The organism is Sulfitobacter sp. IGS-18 (genome assembly GCF_059628195.1).
The window spans coordinates 15,169-30,876 of sequence record NZ_JCAQIH010000004.1; the positions used below are offsets into that span (position 1 = coordinate 15,169).

The following is a 15,708-nucleotide window of genomic DNA, read 5'->3' on the forward strand; positions in this document are numbered from 1 at the left end:
GCCTCTCTTAGTCTGCCGAAAGATCGGGCATGGTGAAGTCCATGTAGCGATCTTCTTCCGCCCGATCCGCTGCTTCGATGACGCCGGCCTGGCCCTCGCCCACGGTGCCAACCGCGAGAAGCTGCATGATCGAGACAAGAATGATGCCGTTCTCAGCCACGACGCGCGTGTTGAGGTCGATGCTTTCCTTCAGGGTTTCCATGTCACCCGTCAGGTCCACGAGGCGGTCGATCCGCTCAAGCGACTGCCCGGCTTCGGTGTAGCTGTTCTGTGCGGCGGCAGAGACCATCGCGCCAGTCGTGGCTCGGGTGGCAACCCGTTCCGCGCCGCCATTGCCGCTGTTCGCCATTTCCGAAAGCGTGTCTTCATCGAAACCGTGTTCGGCCAGAACTTGCTCCATCTGTGTTCGGATTTGACTGGAACCGGAGCCAGTAAGGCCGCTCCAATCGCCTTGCTGGATCGCGGCGATGGTGCCGGTAATGTCGCCAAATTCTTGATCGAGCAGCCCGTTCAGCCAGTCTTCCATTTCCGTCGAAATGATCTCGGGAAGCTCGGCGAGGCCTGTCAGGGCGGCATAAGTGTCCTGAAGTTGCGCGTATTGCTCTTGCAGCGTTGTCAGTTGTTCCTGAAGCTGAAGCAGTTGATCGTTCTGAAGGATTTCATCTTCGATCATCTGCTGAAGCTGGCGGATTTCCTGCGCGATATTCTGCGTGTCCACGGTGGGAACGCCTTGCGCATAGGCAGCCGGTGCCGTGGTCCCGAGCAGCGAAACGGGCGCAACAGCGAGGCCGAGGCCGAGGAAACCGGCGGTTGCGATTTTGCGGATCACCGCGTTGATGTTCATCGACGGTTTCATCAGTCGAAATCCTCCATATTGAAGTCCATGAATTGCTGTTCTTGCTGGCGGTCGGCCGCGAGCGCGATCGACTCGGCGCTTGCCGGGCGTGCCCTGGCCGCAAGGAGCCGGGCCATGATGGCGCTGAGCCGCCCAAACTCGGCACGGGCATAGGTGTTCAGCGCCATAGCCTCCTGCACATCCTCGGTTTCGCTGATCCGCTGGATGATGCTTTGAAGTCGTCGCGCGGCAGCTTCGACCGTTGCCATGCTGTTGTTCGCGTAGAAACTGGCCCCGGCGCCGGTGAAGGAGAGGTTCGAGTTCGCGAGCAGCGCCGGGTCGATGGTGCCAACGGCATCGCCGCCGCCGCCACGCGCCAGATATTCGTTGTATTTCGCCGGGATCACCTGAACGTAGTGCTGCGTTTCCTGGAACGGCGGCACTCCCCCATAGTTCTGCACGTTGCCGGGACCGGCGTTGTAGGCAGCGAGGGCGTGGATGATGTTGCCGTCGAACATGGCAAGCATCTGCGCCAGATAGCGAGCGCCGCCTTCAACCTGCAAATACGGGCTGTCGTAATACTCGGGATAGATGCCGAGATCGCCGGCGGTGCCGGGCATGATCTGCGTCAGGCCAAAGGCCCCGACCGGCGACCGTGCGCCGATGGAGAACCGGCTTTCCTGCCAAATCAGAGCTTGCAACATGTAGCGCCATTCCCTGACCGAGAACCCCGCTTGATTGACACCCGAGCGGCCATGCGTTTCCTGCGCGACCTGGATAATCAGCTCTTCAACGTTCTTTGCCGCGTCCCCGAACATCTGCGCAGCGCCGGGGTTGCTGTCATCCGGGTCATAGACCACATCGGCCGACGCCTCGGGGTCTGCCCCATCTTCCAACGCGGAGACCATGCCCGGAATGCCCTGGCCGCCGAGGCTGGTTTGGGCGTCGAGGATCTGTTGCAGAATGGAGAGCTGTTCTTGCTCGATTGCCGCAATCTCTTCCTGCACCGCGAGCGTTTCGCGCTGCGTGGCGAGATCGCTTTCCCGATGAGCGTTCGACGCCTCGTTTCTGATAATCAGGCTACCGTCCACTGTGGGGACACCCTGCGCGATCGCGCTGGTTCCCCACAGGAAGGCGATGGCCGTCAGTGCAGCCGTCTTACCCATCACCAAGGCCCTCCGGGCCGCCGATCGCGGTAAAGGTGCAGGGTGCTGATTTGGTCGAAATCCGGGCCTGCGGTTGCGGTTCACTCGTAGGAAGGAAGGCCATGCTGTGACTGCTGCGCGTCACCGTGTCGAAACAATTCGCTTCGGACGGCCGATACTCGGCACAGCCAGCGACACCGAGAGCGGTCAGCATAATCAGGATTGCAGTAGGTTTCATTCGACCCTCCAAAAATCTTCACGCTGGCGGTAATCGGCACCCACCAACTGTTCACCTTTTTCCATCCCGCCGAGGACGGTTAGGAGCGGCCCGAGGGCGCTCAAATCTGCATTGATGACGACCGATCCCTGGTCATCTCGAACCAGCCCCATGCGGGACGCCGGGCTGGACGTGAGCAGCACGTCCAGTTCCTTGTCATGAAGGTTCAGCATCGCGTAGTCCGATGCCTTGGCCCGGATGTTCGGCAGAAGGATTTGCGTTGGCACCGCTTCAACGATGGTTTTGCCGGTGCGCGTCTGTTCGAGCTGACTGGCATACTGCGTCATCATCACGACGACCGCATTTTGCTTCCGGGCCGTCACGAGCCAGTTCGAGAGGCGTTCAGCGAAATAGCCGTTGTCGAGAGCTTTCCACGCCTCATCAATGACAATGATGGTTGGCTTGCGGTCCTCGATAACCCGCTCAACGCGGCGGAAGAGGTAGGACAGCACAGCCATCCGCTCTTTCTCGCTTTCGCTGTCGAGAATGCCGGTTAGATCGAAGCCAACAACTTCCCCGTCGAGTGAGAACGTATCTTCACGGTTCTGGCCGAAAATCCAGCCATATCGACCCTCGGCAGTCCATTCTTGCAGGCGCTCATGAAGATCACCGCCATCATCGGCCGAGATAAAAAGCGAGGCCAGATCGTGCCAGTTGCGCAGGTTCGCATCGCTGGCCGTCGCGTTCTGCCGAACCACTTGCTGAATAAGGTTCGTCTGCGCGGGGGTCAGCGGCTTGTCCGAACGATGGATCAGCGAGGCCAGCCAGTCGGAGAGCCATGCCTGCCCGCGTTCGTCAATCTCGGTCCACAGCGGGTTGAGCCCCGTCGCGTCACCGGCTTTGATCGAGGAATAGCGGCCACCGTTTGCGCGCACCGCCATTTCCATGCCCAAGCGATAGTCGAACACGAAAAGACGTGCCCCGGCCCGCCGGGCCTGCGTCATCAGGAATGCCGAGAGAACCGACTTCCCCGAGCCAGGACGCCCAAGGATCAGCGTGTGACCGCCGGTCGGCTCTTTGTCCGGGGAGCCTTGTTCATGGTAGTTGAAGGAGAATGCCGAGCGTTCCGGTGTGGGAAACATGGTGATAACCTTGCCCCACGGCACCTGGTCCGCTGTCTTGCCGAGCGGTGTCCGATGGAACGCGGCGAAGTCCGCGAAATTCCGGTTCGTCACCGCCCCCTTTCGGCTCCGCGCGTGCCCGTTGCCGGGGTGTTGGGCAAAGAAATGGGTGGCGCTGGCGAAGCCTTCTGCAATCAGGTTCACACCTTCGGTCGAGGCCGTGTTCTTGATCTCGCCGCCGATATTTGCCAGCTTTTCTTCGCTGTCCGCGAACACGGCCACCGACATATGGTGATCGCCAAAGCTCAGACGCTTCGATTCAAGATCATCGAGCGCGGTCGGCAGCTCTTCGAGCAGCGACACGGCGCCATCGTTAGCCGAGGCCCGAAGCCGCATCTGCCGCTTGATCCGCCCTGCCATCCAGTTGCTGTTGATGGGGGTGAAGCTGTGCGTCACGATCATATCGACCGGCAGGCTCAGCTCATCGAACATCGTGCAATGCGTCTTCTCGGGATAGTCCTTCACCGCGAAGATCGAGCCGATGCGCGGGCCGGTTGCCCCATCGGACAGAAAGAACTTGTCGCCTTTGAAGGTGACGCGCGTGTTCGCCACATTTTCGGCAACGATTGTCGTGCGGGCACCGCGATACAGCGGCAGCTCTTGGCCAGTGTTCAACGCGCCCAGGAAGCCAAGAAGCTCGCCCGAAGGCTCATTGAGCAGCCGGGGGTTCATGTCTGCGAAGGACGACATAAGGAAGCGAACAACCTCCTGAAGCCTGCCCATCCGCTTTTCCGTTTGCGCCCGCAGCAGCTCGGCCGACTTGGCCGCGCGCAGCGGCAGCTTAGAGCCGACAGCCGGGCGGTTCATGACGGTAAGCGTCAGCGTCTTGTCCCGCAAATGGCGCTGACCGAGAGCCTGCCGCCAGCGACGATCCACAGCCGCGGCGAAGCTATCGCCTTCGACCGGAACAAGATCGGGCGTGATCGCTTTTGAAACTTTGTGGACATAGAACGAGCATTCCGGCCCGATCCGCGCGACCACGGACGCAAAGAGCGCCCGTGTGCGGTCCAGATATTCGTCGTCGGTGGTGTTGCTGTTCACCCCGTCCAGACGGATGCACTGAAATAGTTCATTGCCCCGCGTCCGCACGGTCTTGTCGTCAACGAGGCTGATATAGGGCAGCATCGAGGCGAGCTTCACTTCACGCCCGAACCAGCCAGGCAGCAGGGACCGGGGGTCATAATTCGTATCACGGGGCATAGCTGTCTCCGCCGTGGATTTTGCGATTGAGGGTCGGGCGCGTGACCTGCAAGGCCGTCACCACCACGTCGAGGAAATTTTCGTCCCAATCCGCCGCCTTCCACAGCAGGGGATAGGCAGCCGCCGCGATAGCCGCGACTGCCCAATGCTGAAGCCAGACGAAGATCAGAACAGACCCGAAAAGCCAGACCATCGCATACATGATCGGCAGCCCGAGAAGTTTGGGAGGCCGGACAAGGCCAAGGAAAAGACGAGACTGTTCCGCCATCGTGCCAGCTCCTTACGAAGACCAGATTGCGGAAACGATGGTCGGTGCGGCAGCGATACCCGCGATTGCCACCACAACCCACATGGCCTGACGGAAATCGAGAATGCCGAAGAGCCACGACAGGAAAACACCGATCAGCGCCAGCGTGCCGATCACGATCCCAAGGGGGCCGGTGATCGCGTCCACGATGCCCTGAAGCACATCCTGGACTGGCGATAGGTCGATGCTTTGCGCCAGAGCGGGTTCTGCCAGCATCAGCAGAACCCCGCAGAGCGCGACGAAGACGTTAAGATTAGGCTTCATGAATGTTCTCCTTCGAGCCTGTTGAAAACTGCCAGCACGCGGCTGACGTGGTTTTGCGTCTCCCGATAGGGTGGGATGCCGCCATGCCGCTCCACCGCCTCGGGGCCCGCGTTGTAGGCGGCCAAAGCAAGTCGAGCGTCCCCAAAGCGGGCCAGCATCATCAGGAGATACCGAGCAGACCCGTCGAGGTTCTGTTGCCAGTCGTGGGGATCGACGCCGAGATTGGCCGCCGTCGCTGGCATGAGCTGCCCCAACCCGATCGCGCCAACATGGCTTCGGGCGCTCGGGTTGTAGGCACTCTCAATTTCAATGTTCGCTTGATAGAGCAGCCGCCATTCGGTCACGCTGATGTTCGCGCGGCGCAAAGCCGGATGGCTCGCGTAGCGAAGGGCGGTCTGGTCGATGGCATTCAGGATCGCGGGTCGGGGTGCCACGGCGCGAGGCGCCACAGCAGCCACCCGGAACGAACCGTCCCCTTCCTCGGCTGCATCCCGGTCACGGCCGAACAGCGTCAGCTCGTCGGAAGCCGATCCTTGGCCGACACCATCATTGTAATTTCGGGCGAAGTTGGTTTGCGGGGTGGAGGGTCGAAGCGATCCATCGCCCTCCATCACCAGCACCATGCCCTGAGCCAGAGCAACGGTGCAGGACAGCGCCAGAGCGGCGCTAGTCGTCGTCAGATAGCGTGTTGCCGTTCGGCAGAACGTGGAGGGCGCGGCCCCCTTTTCGCAGGGGGATGTGGATCGGATCGAAGCCAAACCCTTCGAGGAAGGAGATGAGGCCGTTCGCGGTCTTGAAGAGCCGCAATTGGATTTCCTCTTCCTGCTTGTTCCAGCGACGCCCCGGCACAAGCAGCTTCTCAACCGATCTGTCTTCGGTGACAGCCCGGATGAACCACTCCCCATACCAGACTGCATTTTTTCGGAACGCTGGGGTTTTACATACAACCTCAGCTTGATACCCCTGCTGCAAGAGGACCCTGAATTGCGTCTCTGTAACCACATTAGGCGCTTCTTTGTTTAGGTCTGTCCTCACGATCGGCGCTTTCCCTTCTGGTTAACGGACCGTGAACCCTTCTCGGGCTCTTCAGTCCTACGACATTATAAGATGGGGCGCAACATTGTAATGTTGCGCCTCGCAGAAAGTTCTGCTCTAAGGCACCAATACACATCACCAACCAAATTCCCAAGTGATCTAAAGGGACAGCGCAGGATGCCGAGAACGCAGCTACCGGCCTACATGCTTATAATGTCGTCTATTTTTTCGGCTTCCGGGGTGCAAGCAAATACCTGCTTTCCCCCTGAACGGCCCTTCGTTCCCGCCGAAATCGAGTCCGCAAGGGAGTATCGCGACCTGATCTATGACGACTTCCAGATCTACTTCGAGGACTTCAGCGTCTACCTGCAATGTCTCGATCAAGAGCGGGCGCGGGCCTTCCAGGAAGGGCAGGAGGTCAGTGAGGAATACCGACGCTTCTTCGATCAAGTGGTCTCCGACGACTGATACCTCTATAGTTGAGCGGGTTTCCGCTTGTGGCCGTCGATACCCTTACGGTCGAACCGAGCAGATGAACGCCTGCGAGAAGCTGGCGCGAACCGCCCTTGCCCCGGCCTGCAAGATGATTTTCAACCGGAATATGTTGCCAATCGGCCTGCATTCGCCCTATCACAAGATTATAAGAGTGCGCTCTTCCTTATAGCACCGCCATTAATCGAAGGAGATACCATGTTGAAGCTGCTCCGAACAACCGCACTGGCCTGCGCCGTCGCGGCGTCCAGCTTTGTCGCGGCCCCGGAGCGGGCACAAGCACAAAGCTATCAGATCGACTGTGCCATTCTGCTCTGCCTTTCGGGCGGCTGGCCAGCCTCAGAGCCTTGTGCTCGTGCCCGCGCAGAGTTCATTCGCAGGATCACACCCTGGCCGGTCGAGCCGCCCCTGCAAATCTGGCGCTGTCCGATGGGCGCGTCCTTCAACGTCGATCCGTCCGAGCTGAACCGGGCCCGCTTCTTTGACATTCTTATGCAGGACAGCGCCCCCCCGCCGCTGCAATCCTTTCCAAGCGCACCACTCACGGACGCCGCGCTTAAGCCGCAACCCGCCGTTCTTCGCCAGAGCGGCGGGGCTGCCCGGCGGTTGCCTGAAGGCTTCGCCCTGCATTTCGTGCAGGAAGGGGAATACAGCGACGACAACGGCACGGCCGACATCGACATCAGCGGGTCGGAGTTCGATTTCGTCCGTTCGATCCGCGTCTTCAATGTGACCTATGCCCGCCAGCGCGAGACCCGTGACGACTGCTCGCGCATGGCGAACGTCCGCATGGGGTCTTATGGCACCCAAGGAGACTTCTATTGGCGCAATTCATCGGTTGGCGCTTTGCCTGAAGCTCACACGGGAATGGAGCGGTTTGGCGAGAACTGCCCTGGCATCTGGCACCGTTCGGTTTTCGTGGAATGGCGTGATTATCAAGGCAACTATGGTTTCGAGCAGGTCAACTACTAAGAGTAGTGCCGAGGAAGGCCGTTCAATACTATAATTGCGACAGGCAACTAAAGAGAGTATGCCTGTCGTGAACGATCATAAGAATCGAACAGGCAAGGAGAGCAGACACCCCGAAAAGCAAACCCCCCGCAAGGCGGCAACCAAGCGAGGGGGGGTCTAAGAACCAAGGAATTGGCGTTCCGAACGGTCCAACACAATCTGTTTTCAGGACTGGTTCTACCACCCTCCCGACAGCCAAACAAGCAAAAAACGCACCTGTGCGAACAGGAGAACTTTGCCTTGCCGCCTTGTCCAACGAGCAGAAAAGGACAAGGAAATGAACCACTCACCACAAGTCGCGTTGCCGCAGGGCATGACCCGCCGCGACGTGATCGCGGTTATCAGCGAGATCGGACCCGACCTAAACCTGAGCGGCGCAGCAATCTTCGTGCTGACCAAGCTCATCGGCAGCACGAGCGAAAAGGACTGGATCGAACCCGGTGCCGATCCGACCTTCTACGGCACCCAGGAAACGATGGCCGAGCGCCTTCAAATGACCGCACGGCAGCTCCGCAGCCATGAGCGGAACTTCGAGCGCAAGAACATCCTGAAGCGTGACACCAAGGCGAACGGTGCCCGCGAAGCCGGGACCGGGCGGGGCTTGCTTTTCACCCCGCTCAAAGCCTGCTTTGCCGACCTGTTGGCCCTGCGCGACCAGAAGCGCGCCGTGACCAAGCGCATCAAGGAGCTGAAGAGCCTTCGCAGCGTTCGCTTGCGCCGGATGAAGGAAGCAATCGCGCGGCTCGCCCCCGAAGCACTGGAAGATGAGGCAGTCGCCTCGGTCCTCGCCCGGTTTGATGCCTGGCCGCGCTCCGACCGGCTTCATTCCCTCGGACTGGACCGCCTCGAAGTCCATGTCGAAGCCACTGCCAAGCTGTGCATGGAACTCGAAGAGATCATTGAAAACCTACCTAATTCTTCCTGTGAACCGGCAGAAACCTTCCGGTCCTTTATACAAGAGGACAACCAGCAGAATCCTTCTGTATCCTGTAACGCTAGCGTGGATGAAAGGAGCGCGGGCAAGCCCGCGCACACTGGATTCCTTAGATCGGGGCCTTCCGGCCCCGATATTTGCAGAGAAAATAAGTGTGAAGCGGATAGCGGTGTTATCAACCCCAAACTTGAGGCGCTTTTTGAACCGGAGCAGCTTTTCAAGCTCGCATCGCCCGACTTCCAGATGACCCTTCAGGCAAGATCCAATCAGATCACGAAGGAAACTATGATCGACGCCGCCCACGACATGCTTTCGCCGCTCGGGATCAACTATTCCGCATGGCGATCCGCGTGCGGCGAACTCGGCCGCCTCGGCGCCACCCTTTGCGTCCTGGTCCTCGATGCGAACCGCGACCACCCGCAAACCCCGGTGCGTAACCCCGGCGGTGCGCTGCGCGGCATGATCCGGGCGCACAAACGCGGCAACCTCAACCTCATCGGCAGCGTGATCGGCTTGCAGCGCCGGCGAGGATACTAGGATGCAGCGGTTAACCGTTCCGTCGATCCGACCGCGACGGATTGCAGCTATACATGCCAAGCTCCGCACCATCATCGCCGTGCGCGATGACCGTGCCGGCGATCGTTGCCCCGGCTGGCTCCAGCCCCCGCATTTCGACCTCGGCGCTGACGCCCTGGAACGTGCGCAGCGCCGCCAGCTCGCACGCCTCCACATCGTCAAACTCGGCCGTGATGACCTCGGAACCCGACTGCATGTTGAACAGCACCAAAATCAGGATGATTTTCATGTGAGACCCTTTCTACGAGAGAGGGCCGGCACCTCGCGGTCCCGACCCTCTTGGAGAACAGCGCATGACGCTTTCACCTTCCGCGACCATCGGCATCCCTGCCTGTATCGCAAGGCCATCAATATCATAATGATGGACTCAGAACAACAACATCGCGATGATTTCCGTCCTTTCATCTTCCCTGAAATATCCTCGGGGGAGCGCCACAAGGCGCGGGGGCAGACAGCCCCCACTGAACACTGTTTCCAACGTTTGGAGAACACAACATGACGACAGCACAGAAGGCCACGACTATAGGCTTCTTGATCTTCATCACCGGCACCGCTTTGGGTTTTGCCGTGCGCCACCAAATTGCCCTTCAGCATGGCAGAGCTTTCGGGGAAATCATCACGAGTATCTGCGCGAACGAAGGATATGCAGGTGCGCTGTTTCCTTTGGGTGATCCAGATCAAGCCCGTTGCATGTCCGAAGACGAATCTGCTGAGCTCAAAGCCGTCAATAATCTCTAATATAACCGTGTCCACAAAGGAACCGTTATGGAACATGCCTCTGGACCTGTCCAAAACTACCTTTCTCGGGTTTTGAACGCATGCTACTTTTCGGCCAGATATTTCGGTCACTCTAGGGACGTGTTCATTGCCTTCAGCTTTACCCCTCGCACCGGCCCAGGCCGACCCGCCCCGAACCTTTGCCTATGTTCGGGTTTCGACCGTCGAGCAGTCTGTCGCATCGCAGGTTCACGAGATCGAGGCGGCGGGCTTCCAGATGCCGGAATATCGAATCCTTACGGAGACGATTTCCGGCAGCGTCCCCGCGAAACAGCGCCCCCAGTTCGCGCGGCTGGTCGATCGGCTGGAACCGGGCGACATACTGGTTGTGACGAAGCTCGACCGCCTCGGCCGCGATGCGATCGACGTGTCATCGACAGTTGCGGAGTTGGCCAAAATTCCCGTTCGCGTTCACTGTCTCGCATTTCCTGGGCTGGATCTTACAAGTGCATCGGGAACATTGACCATGAATGTCATCAACGCCGTTGCTCAGTTCGAGCGTGACCTGCTTCGAGAGCGAACCCAGATCGGGCTTGCTGCCGCGCGGGCCAAAGGCAAACGCATCGGCCGCCCCCGCGCCCTTTCGACCAAGGCCGAAGAGGATGCGCGGGCCGCGTTGGCAGCGGGCGAATCCATTTCCAAGATCGCTAAACGGCTGGCAGTCAGCCGAGCGACCATCACGAGACTCCGCGACGATCAGCTAGCGGCACAATCAACCGACTGAGCCGCGATCTGCCTTTTCCCGACACCTTGCAGGACGATCCGCATCCTGTCGGCCGAGAAGGTTCGGATAAGTGCCAAGGCTTGATCTGGATCGCCCCTTAACCGGGTCTCAGCCCGACATCCTTAGTAGTTGGGCGTGTAATCCTCCGGTAGCATTCAGCTTTGAAATGGTGCAGTCTGACGCGAGCATGGTGTTAGAGCGGAGGCAGCGATGCAGGAACACCCTTTTGATAACGACTTTCATGTAACGCCCCAGCAGGTTGAGCAATTTCAACGTGACGGGTTTGTAAAGTTGGACGGATTCTTCAATCCTGACGTCGTGCATACCCTGCTCAATCGGGTTGAGGTGGAAATGAGCCGAGCGCCGGAGAACTTTAAAAGCGAGTTCAGCCGCCTCAAATACGATTTCGAGACCGAAAAAACGGATATCTATGAGCTGATCGCCCGGCCGTATTTTCGCAAGGCATTGACGGCGCTCGTGCAGAAGGACCTGTTCCTGACTTTCGAGCTCTGCTTCGAATTGGAAAAGAACATCAGCAAAGGATTCCCCTGGCATGTCGGCGTTCAAAGCTTTGGCTATCAGGTTGCCGATGAATTTGGCTGCACGATATGGGCAGCACTCCATCCCGTTCACAAGTCAGGCCAACGTGGTGGTATGGCCTACGTGCCTGAGCGGGTCGTATCTGGCAAGTTCATCTATGACCAGATCGAACCAGCCATGATTTCCACGCTCGAAGCCAAGGAACAGGCGGGCGAAAAGACGACCATGGATGACTATTTTGCCATGCGCTCGGGCATTCTCAATTCGCCCACCATGGCCGAAATCCTCAAATATCATCAGGTCGAGGATGACTTCGAGCCGGGCGATGTTCTCGTGTTCAACAAATATGTTGTTCACCGCAGTATAATGCTGGAGGATGGACCACTGCCGAAGCGAGCTGCCTTTGTGATGCGCTTCGTCGAGGACGGGTCGCATTACGATCTTCAACGCGCCCGGAACCTGGAATATCCGGCAGAAAAATACGGTCACAAAGCCTTCACGCGGTCCCATATGGAAATCGGTCTGCCAGACGGCTCGCTGTTGACCGACAGCGAGTATTTTACGGACCGGGACAAGCGCTTCGTGCGACGTGAGTTGGCTTAAGGGGGCAAACATGGAAACGCGTGATATCGTCTTTATCGCACTCTTCGCGGCCATCATGGCCGCGCTGGCGGTCTTTCCGCCGATCACCCTGCCCGTTGTCGGCGTTCCGATCACCGCTCAATCTCTCGGCGCCATGCTCGCCGGCGGCGTGTTGGGGGCCACACGCGGCGGCTTGTCGATGATTCTGTTCCTTTTGCTCGTTGCGATCGGGCTTCCCCTGCTTCCGGGAGGCCGTGGGGGCTTTGGTGTTTTCCTTGGCCCTACGGGGGGATATCTGATTGGCTGGATCTTCACTGCCTTCGTGGTCGGTTTCCTCGTGGAGCGCTTCTGGCATCAGCTTAACTACCTCAACGCCTTCCTGGCGTCGGTGGTGGGGGGAATTGTCGTGCTCTATGCGATCGGTATTCCCTGGAGCGCGTTCGTTGCCCAAATCTCTGTTTGGGCCGCCTTCGTCGGTTCCCTCCCGTTCTTCGTCGGTGACATCATCAAATGCCTTATCGCGGCTGCCGTGATCGTGATCGTAAAGAAGTCCTATCCGATCATTACGCCCCGCAAGCGCCAGGCCGCTACGACCGAGTAGGGGGCACATCAGCAATGCTCTCCTTCTCGCAAGTGGTTGTCGAGAAAGGCGACCGGCCGATCCTGAGCGATATCAACATAGATCTCAACGAAAAGCGCATTGGGATCATCGGACGGAACGGGTCGGGCAAAAGCACATTTGCCCGGCTCTTCAATGGACTGGAAAAGCCCAGCTCGGGTACGATTACTTTCGAAGGATCGACCGAGCTGAAGGAGTTGCGCCGAAAGGTGGGGTTCGTGTTCCAGAACCCAGACAACCAGATCGTCTATCCGATCGTGGACGAAGACCTCGCTTTCGGCCTGAAAAATCTGAAGCTGCCAAGCGCGACGATCAAAGAACGCATAGCCGAGGTGATGGCGCGCTTCCGGATCGAACACCTGAAAGATCGTCTCACACATCAACTGAGCGGCGGAGAGCGGCAGATGGTTGCGCTCGCCGGGGTCCTGGTCATGCAGCCTCAGATGATCGTTTTCGATGAGCCGACCACATTGCTCGATCTCTGGAACAAAAAGCGCCTCATGCGAGCGATTACGGACCTCAAGGAGCATGTTGTTCTCGTCTCGCACGATCTGGATTTGTTGCGCGAGTTTGATCGGGTCATCCACATCGAGGCAGGTCGTATCGTTGGGGATGGCGAGCCGAACGCCGTCATCGAAGACTATATCGCGAGATCAGCATGATCGTAGACCTCTATGTCTTCGGGAATAGCCCACTTCATCGCATATCGCCCGGCTATAAGATCCTGGCGCTCGTGCTCTTCTGCACCCTTCTATTCGTTTTGTCGGGATGGGTGCCCTTGGCTGTGGGCGCGATCCTGGTCGCCATAGGTTACTGGCTGGCTGGAATCGGGTTCTCACATGCCTATCGGGCGATCCGTCCTGCCTTGTGGATTCTTGCCATCATTTTCATCGCGCAAATCATTCTCGCGGGGCTCGAACTTGCTGCTTTCGTTGTCGTGCGCTTTGGAATCTTGATCCTCGCGGCGTCGCTCATCACCATGACGACGAAAACGAGCGAGTTTGTCGACGGCATTCAAGCGGGGCTCAAACATGCTCCTTCCTGGGTGCCGGCCGATCACATCGCCCTCGCCATATCCCTTGCGCTCCGATTCATCCCACTGGTGCGCGCAACGCTGGACGAGGTGCGCATGGCGCAGAAGGCCCGGGGCCTTGATCGTAGCGTGAAGGCTCTCCTTGTCCCATTGGTCGTCCGGACTTTAAAAACTGGGGATGAAATCGCCGAGGCGATCCAGGCACGGTCGCCGCTTTAGCCGCGCGTTCCTTCCAGTTCGCAGCCGGCAAAGTCGTCTTCTGCCAGCCGCGTGCAGAGTTCATGCCACTGGCATTCAATGCAGGCCCTTCGTGTTATTCCGCTGCGAAACCATGATCGCATCAAAGCAATGGTTTGGTTGTCGAAGCTGAGAATGGTACCGGGTTCGATTACGATACCGAGCTTGTCACCGACATCTCGCGCAGCGGTCAGATCTCGGGCCGTGACGGACGCGTTATGGCAATGTGGCTCGGGGTCTTCCGCGATCACACACGCGCAGAGTTCATCGGGGCCTGCGATGATTTTGACCGGGGTTCCCTGGTTGATGGCTCTGGCAACAGAGTGAAATTTGGCTACAAACCCTGGTGAGTAGCCCTTTCCAGCAAACGTCAGCATGCACAGCAAATGGTGCGCGCGCAGTTCGATCACGATGCCTTGCCCCTCTGGTGCTCAATCCCGATCACCACGGCGGCAACAGCGGCCGACTTGATGATGCCCCCCAGGATGAAAGGAAAGAAGCCATTTTCGAGCGCTGCGCCTATGCCGATCGACGTGCTCAACCAGAGCACGCCGAGCCCGAGACAAATGATGTGCCCTGCGATACCTGCCAGGAATACCCACCATGCCCGATAGGCAAACCCCTGGCCCTGCCGTCTGGAAACCAGGACGCCGACAGTGAGGGCGGCAATGGGAAACGCGAAGAGAAATCCGGCGGTCGGTCCCGCAAAATGACCGATGCCGCTTGCGCCACCCGCAAGCACAGGCAAACCGATAGCGCCGCAGAGTAGCCATATAACGGTCCCGACAGCGCCGAGTAGCGGTCCCAAAACGGCCCCCACAGTCAATACCATAAAGGTTTGAGCCGTTATAGGGACGGGTACCATCGGAATTTCTATGTGGGACGAGATGCTGAGCAGTATTACGGCCGCGCCAACCAAGATCAGCGCCCCCTCACGTCCAACGATAATAGGACAAGCTTGGCCCGTTCCAATTTGCATCTAGTTCCCCTTGCTCCCGTTCCAACCAATAGTCCCGACGGTACCACTTAAGCATGAGCGGACAAAGCGGTTCGGCTGCCCATCATCTTTCCTGAAATATCCTCTGGGGGAGCGCCGTAAGGCGCGGGGGCGAACACATGCCGGGGTGGAAGCTGCGAAGGTTAAGGGCAAACGTCTCGGCCACCCTCGCGCCCTTTCGGCCAAAGCCGAAGAGTAAACGCGGGCCGCGTTGGCGGCGGGCGAATCCATTTCCAAGATCGCGAAGCGGCTGGCGGTCAGCCGCGAGACCATTACGCGACTCCGCGACGATCAGCTTGCGGCTCGGTCAACCGTCTGAGCCGCGATCCGCCTTTTCCCCGACACCTTGCAGAGCGATCCGCATCCTGTCAGCCGGGAAGGTCCGGATCAGCGCGGCGGCTTGATCCGGATCGCCTGACAACCACGTCTCATAATCGGGAGCTTCGATGATGACCGGCATTCGCCCCTTCGCGTGGATAGGCCGGATCAGCTCGTTCGCTTCGGTCGTGACCACGGTATGCCGAAGCTCCGTCTCATCCTCTTCGATCAGCTCCGGGTTTTCCCCGCGCCAGAGCCCCGCGAAAGCAAAGGGTGGCCGTCCATCGGGATCTTCGCCGGTGAGCGCAAACCAGTAATCCGTCGCCGGCTGCCTGCCCTTGGTCTCGTTGAAGCTCGTGACTGGGACCAGGCAACGCCGATCCTCATAGCTGCCTCGCCAGAGACCGCTTTTTCGCAGCTTGTCGTCGCGCGCATTGTTCCAGGCGGCGGGCTTGATCGGCTTGCCGGTTTTCTTCGACACCTGCGGCGTAAGAAATCCCCATCGCATTTCGATCAGCTCGCGCTTTCCGTCAGCATCGAGGCGCACCACCGGCGCCAGCCCCTTCGGGAATATCGCCGGCCTCGGTTCGGCGTTGCCGAGCCGATCAAGGTCGGCCGAGACCTGAAACAGCCGACGCATGGCTTCTGCCGTGGCGATGTTCGCATAGAGATTGCACATTCCGC

Annotated in this window: 21 protein-coding genes; 10 read left to right on the forward strand and 11 right to left on the reverse strand. The window is 59.1% G+C overall.

All coding sequences use genetic code 11. The features are described from left to right. Nucleotides 1-7 precede the first annotated feature (7 nt). The 7 genes from ACWNZ3_RS22525 to ACWNZ3_RS22555 all read right to left on the reverse strand — a co-directional run bounded on the left by ACWNZ3_RS22525 (nt 8) and on the right by ACWNZ3_RS22555 (nt 6,151). On the reverse strand, nt 8-856 hold the full coding sequence (locus tag ACWNZ3_RS22525; protein WP_231017864.1) for a type IV secretion system protein: 849 nt from the start codon (nt 854-856) through the stop codon (nt 8-10). Then, the gene (locus tag ACWNZ3_RS22530) at nt 856-2,001 is read right to left on the reverse strand and encodes a lytic transglycosylase domain-containing protein (RefSeq protein ID WP_152477515.1); all 1,146 of its coding nucleotides are present in this window, start codon (nt 1,999-2,001) and stop codon (nt 856-858) included. The genes ACWNZ3_RS22525 and ACWNZ3_RS22530 overlap by 1 nt, the downstream gene beginning before the upstream one ends. Before the next feature lie 213 nt (nt 2,002-2,214). Next, entirely contained in the window at nt 2,215-4,578 is a 2,364-nt protein-coding gene (locus tag ACWNZ3_RS22535; RefSeq protein WP_074647468.1) for a VirB4 family type IV secretion/conjugal transfer ATPase, read from the reverse strand. Then, on the reverse strand, nt 4,568-4,846 hold the full coding sequence (locus ACWNZ3_RS22540; protein ID WP_074647467.1) for a VirB3 family type IV secretion system protein: 279 nt from the start codon (nt 4,844-4,846) through the stop codon (nt 4,568-4,570). Before ACWNZ3_RS22540 ends, ACWNZ3_RS22535 begins: the two co-directional genes overlap by 11 nt. 12 nt (nt 4,847-4,858) lie before the next feature. After that, nucleotides 4,859-5,149: a TrbC/VirB2 family protein gene (locus ACWNZ3_RS22545; RefSeq protein WP_074647466.1), complete on the reverse strand. Its 291-nt coding sequence runs from the start codon at nt 5,147-5,149 to the stop codon at nt 4,859-4,861. Then, nucleotides 5,146-5,772: a lytic transglycosylase domain-containing protein gene (locus ACWNZ3_RS22550; protein ID WP_074647465.1), complete on the reverse strand. Its 627-nt coding sequence runs from the start codon at nt 5,770-5,772 to the stop codon at nt 5,146-5,148. The genes ACWNZ3_RS22545 and ACWNZ3_RS22550 overlap by 4 nt, the downstream gene beginning before the upstream one ends. 43 nt (nt 5,773-5,815) lie before the next feature. Further along, nucleotides 5,816-6,151 carry a hypothetical protein gene (locus tag ACWNZ3_RS22555; RefSeq protein ID WP_088716870.1) on the reverse strand — a complete coding sequence of 112 codons (336 nt, stop codon included), beginning with the start codon at nt 6,149-6,151 and terminating at the stop codon, nt 5,816-5,818. A gap of 210 nt (nt 6,152-6,361) precedes the next feature. Here ACWNZ3_RS22555 and ACWNZ3_RS22560 point away from each other — a divergent pair, with 210 nt between their 5' ends. The 3 genes from ACWNZ3_RS22560 to repC all read left to right on the forward strand — a co-directional run bounded on the left by ACWNZ3_RS22560 (nt 6,362) and on the right by repC (nt 9,158). After that, a complete protein-coding gene (locus ACWNZ3_RS22560; protein ID WP_338068414.1) occupies nt 6,362-6,652 on the forward strand; it encodes a hypothetical protein in 291 nt (96 codons plus the stop codon). Nucleotides 6,653-6,874: 222 nt separating this feature from the next. Continuing rightward, nucleotides 6,875-7,648: a hypothetical protein gene (locus tag ACWNZ3_RS22565; RefSeq protein ID WP_088716871.1), complete on the forward strand. Its 774-nt coding sequence runs from the start codon at nt 6,875-6,877 to the stop codon at nt 7,646-7,648. 316 nt (nt 7,649-7,964) lie between these two features. Further along, a complete protein-coding gene (gene repC / locus ACWNZ3_RS22570) occupies nt 7,965-9,158 on the forward strand; it encodes a replication initiation protein RepC (RefSeq protein ID WP_088716872.1) in 1,194 nt (397 codons plus the stop codon). 10 nt (nt 9,159-9,168) lie between these two features. Here repC and ACWNZ3_RS22575 read toward each other — a convergent pair whose 3' ends face one another. Beyond that, a complete protein-coding gene (locus ACWNZ3_RS22575; RefSeq protein ID WP_088716873.1) occupies nt 9,169-9,426 on the reverse strand; it encodes a hypothetical protein in 258 nt (85 codons plus the stop codon). Nucleotides 9,427-9,692: 266 nt separating this feature from the next. Here ACWNZ3_RS22575 and ACWNZ3_RS22580 point away from each other — a divergent pair, with 266 nt between their 5' ends. The 6 genes from ACWNZ3_RS22580 to ACWNZ3_RS22605 all read left to right on the forward strand — a co-directional run bounded on the left by ACWNZ3_RS22580 (nt 9,693) and on the right by ACWNZ3_RS22605 (nt 13,691). Then, complete coding sequence (locus tag ACWNZ3_RS22580; protein ID WP_088716874.1) at nt 9,693-9,935, forward strand: hypothetical protein; 243 nt, start codon at nt 9,693-9,695, stop codon at nt 9,933-9,935. Between the two features lie 127 nt (nt 9,936-10,062). Continuing rightward, nucleotides 10,063-10,698: a recombinase family protein gene (locus ACWNZ3_RS22585; protein WP_231017865.1), complete on the forward strand. Its 636-nt coding sequence runs from the start codon at nt 10,063-10,065 to the stop codon at nt 10,696-10,698. Between the two features lie 210 nt (nt 10,699-10,908). Continuing rightward, complete coding sequence (locus ACWNZ3_RS22590; RefSeq protein ID WP_088716875.1) at nt 10,909-11,841, forward strand: phytanoyl-CoA dioxygenase family protein; 933 nt, start codon at nt 10,909-10,911, stop codon at nt 11,839-11,841. 10 nt (nt 11,842-11,851) lie between these two features. Next, nucleotides 11,852-12,421 carry a biotin transporter BioY gene (locus ACWNZ3_RS22595; protein WP_088716876.1) on the forward strand — a complete coding sequence of 190 codons (570 nt, stop codon included), beginning with the start codon at nt 11,852-11,854 and terminating at the stop codon, nt 12,419-12,421. Nucleotides 12,422-12,435: 14 nt separating this feature from the next. Continuing rightward, nucleotides 12,436-13,101 (forward strand): energy-coupling factor ABC transporter ATP-binding protein, encoded by a 666-nt coding sequence (locus tag ACWNZ3_RS22600; RefSeq protein ID WP_088716877.1) that lies wholly within the window; start codon nt 12,436-12,438, stop codon nt 13,099-13,101. After that, nucleotides 13,098-13,691: an energy-coupling factor transporter transmembrane component T family protein gene (locus ACWNZ3_RS22605; protein WP_088716878.1), complete on the forward strand. Its 594-nt coding sequence runs from the start codon at nt 13,098-13,100 to the stop codon at nt 13,689-13,691. The genes ACWNZ3_RS22600 and ACWNZ3_RS22605 overlap by 4 nt, the downstream gene beginning before the upstream one ends. On the opposite strand, the gene ACWNZ3_RS22610 is transcribed toward ACWNZ3_RS22605, so the two are convergent. Both ACWNZ3_RS22610 and ACWNZ3_RS22615 read right to left on the reverse strand, forming a co-directional pair. Next, entirely contained in the window at nt 13,688-14,119 is a 432-nt protein-coding gene (locus tag ACWNZ3_RS22610) for a DUF1284 domain-containing protein (protein ID WP_088716879.1), read from the reverse strand. The genes ACWNZ3_RS22605 and ACWNZ3_RS22610 overlap by 4 nt on opposite strands. After that, complete coding sequence (locus ACWNZ3_RS22615; protein WP_088716880.1) at nt 14,116-14,688, reverse strand: biotin transporter BioY; 573 nt, start codon at nt 14,686-14,688, stop codon at nt 14,116-14,118. Before ACWNZ3_RS22615 ends, ACWNZ3_RS22610 begins: the two co-directional genes overlap by 4 nt. Before the next feature lie 229 nt (nt 14,689-14,917). On the opposite strand from ACWNZ3_RS22615, the gene ACWNZ3_RS22620 reads away from it, so the two are divergent. Then, nucleotides 14,918-15,025: a helix-turn-helix domain-containing protein gene (locus ACWNZ3_RS22620; protein ID WP_121497624.1), complete on the forward strand. Its 108-nt coding sequence runs from the start codon at nt 14,918-14,920 to the stop codon at nt 15,023-15,025. Here ACWNZ3_RS22620 and ACWNZ3_RS22625 read toward each other — a convergent pair. Beyond that, nucleotides 15,014-15,703, reverse strand: coding sequence for an SOS response-associated peptidase (locus ACWNZ3_RS22625; RefSeq protein WP_088716881.1), 690 nt, complete (start codon nt 15,701-15,703; stop codon nt 15,014-15,016). The two genes, ACWNZ3_RS22620 and ACWNZ3_RS22625, sit on opposite strands and share 12 nt — an antisense overlap. Nucleotides 15,704-15,708 lie beyond the last annotated feature (5 nt).

What these genes read in the sequence shown, in the direction of transcription:
- ACWNZ3_RS22540 (WP_074647467.1), bottom strand. Translation starts at nt 4,846, where the DNA reads ATGGCGGAACAGTCTCGTCTTTTCCTTGGCCTTGTCCGGCCTCCCAAA.
- ACWNZ3_RS22605 (WP_088716878.1), top strand. Translation starts at nt 13,098, where the DNA reads ATGATCGTAGACCTCTATGTCTTCGGGAATAGCCCACTTCATCGCATA.
- ACWNZ3_RS22615 (WP_088716880.1), bottom strand. Translation starts at nt 14,688, where the DNA reads ATGCAAATTGGAACGGGCCAAGCTTGTCCTATTATCGTTGGACGTGAG.
- ACWNZ3_RS22625 (WP_088716881.1), bottom strand. Translation starts at nt 15,703, where the DNA reads ATGTGCAATCTCTATGCGAACATCGCCACGGCAGAAGCCATGCGTCGG.
- ACWNZ3_RS22545 (WP_074647466.1), bottom strand. Translation starts at nt 5,149, where the DNA reads ATGAAGCCTAATCTTAACGTCTTCGTCGCGCTCTGCGGGGTTCTGCTG.
- ACWNZ3_RS22565 (WP_088716871.1), top strand. Translation starts at nt 6,875, where the DNA reads ATGTTGAAGCTGCTCCGAACAACCGCACTGGCCTGCGCCGTCGCGGCG.
- ACWNZ3_RS22575 (WP_088716873.1), bottom strand. Translation starts at nt 9,426, where the DNA reads ATGAAAATCATCCTGATTTTGGTGCTGTTCAACATGCAGTCGGGTTCC.
- ACWNZ3_RS22525 (WP_231017864.1), bottom strand. Translation starts at nt 856, where the DNA reads ATGAAACCGTCGATGAACATCAACGCGGTGATCCGCAAAATCGCAACC.
- repC (WP_088716872.1), top strand. Translation starts at nt 7,965, where the DNA reads ATGAACCACTCACCACAAGTCGCGTTGCCGCAGGGCATGACCCGCCGC.
- ACWNZ3_RS22590 (WP_088716875.1), top strand. Translation starts at nt 10,909, where the DNA reads ATGCAGGAACACCCTTTTGATAACGACTTTCATGTAACGCCCCAGCAG.
- ACWNZ3_RS22580 (WP_088716874.1), top strand. Translation starts at nt 9,693, where the DNA reads ATGACGACAGCACAGAAGGCCACGACTATAGGCTTCTTGATCTTCATC.
- ACWNZ3_RS22530 (WP_152477515.1), bottom strand. Translation starts at nt 2,001, where the DNA reads ATGGGTAAGACGGCTGCACTGACGGCCATCGCCTTCCTGTGGGGAACC.
- ACWNZ3_RS22595 (WP_088716876.1), top strand. Translation starts at nt 11,852, where the DNA reads ATGGAAACGCGTGATATCGTCTTTATCGCACTCTTCGCGGCCATCATG.
- ACWNZ3_RS22560 (WP_338068414.1), top strand. Translation starts at nt 6,362, where the DNA reads ATGCCGAGAACGCAGCTACCGGCCTACATGCTTATAATGTCGTCTATT.
- ACWNZ3_RS22535 (WP_074647468.1), bottom strand. Translation starts at nt 4,578, where the DNA reads ATGCCCCGTGATACGAATTATGACCCCCGGTCCCTGCTGCCTGGCTGG.
- ACWNZ3_RS22550 (WP_074647465.1), bottom strand. Translation starts at nt 5,772, where the DNA reads ATGGTGCTGGTGATGGAGGGCGATGGATCGCTTCGACCCTCCACCCCG.
- ACWNZ3_RS22600 (WP_088716877.1), top strand. Translation starts at nt 12,436, where the DNA reads ATGCTCTCCTTCTCGCAAGTGGTTGTCGAGAAAGGCGACCGGCCGATC.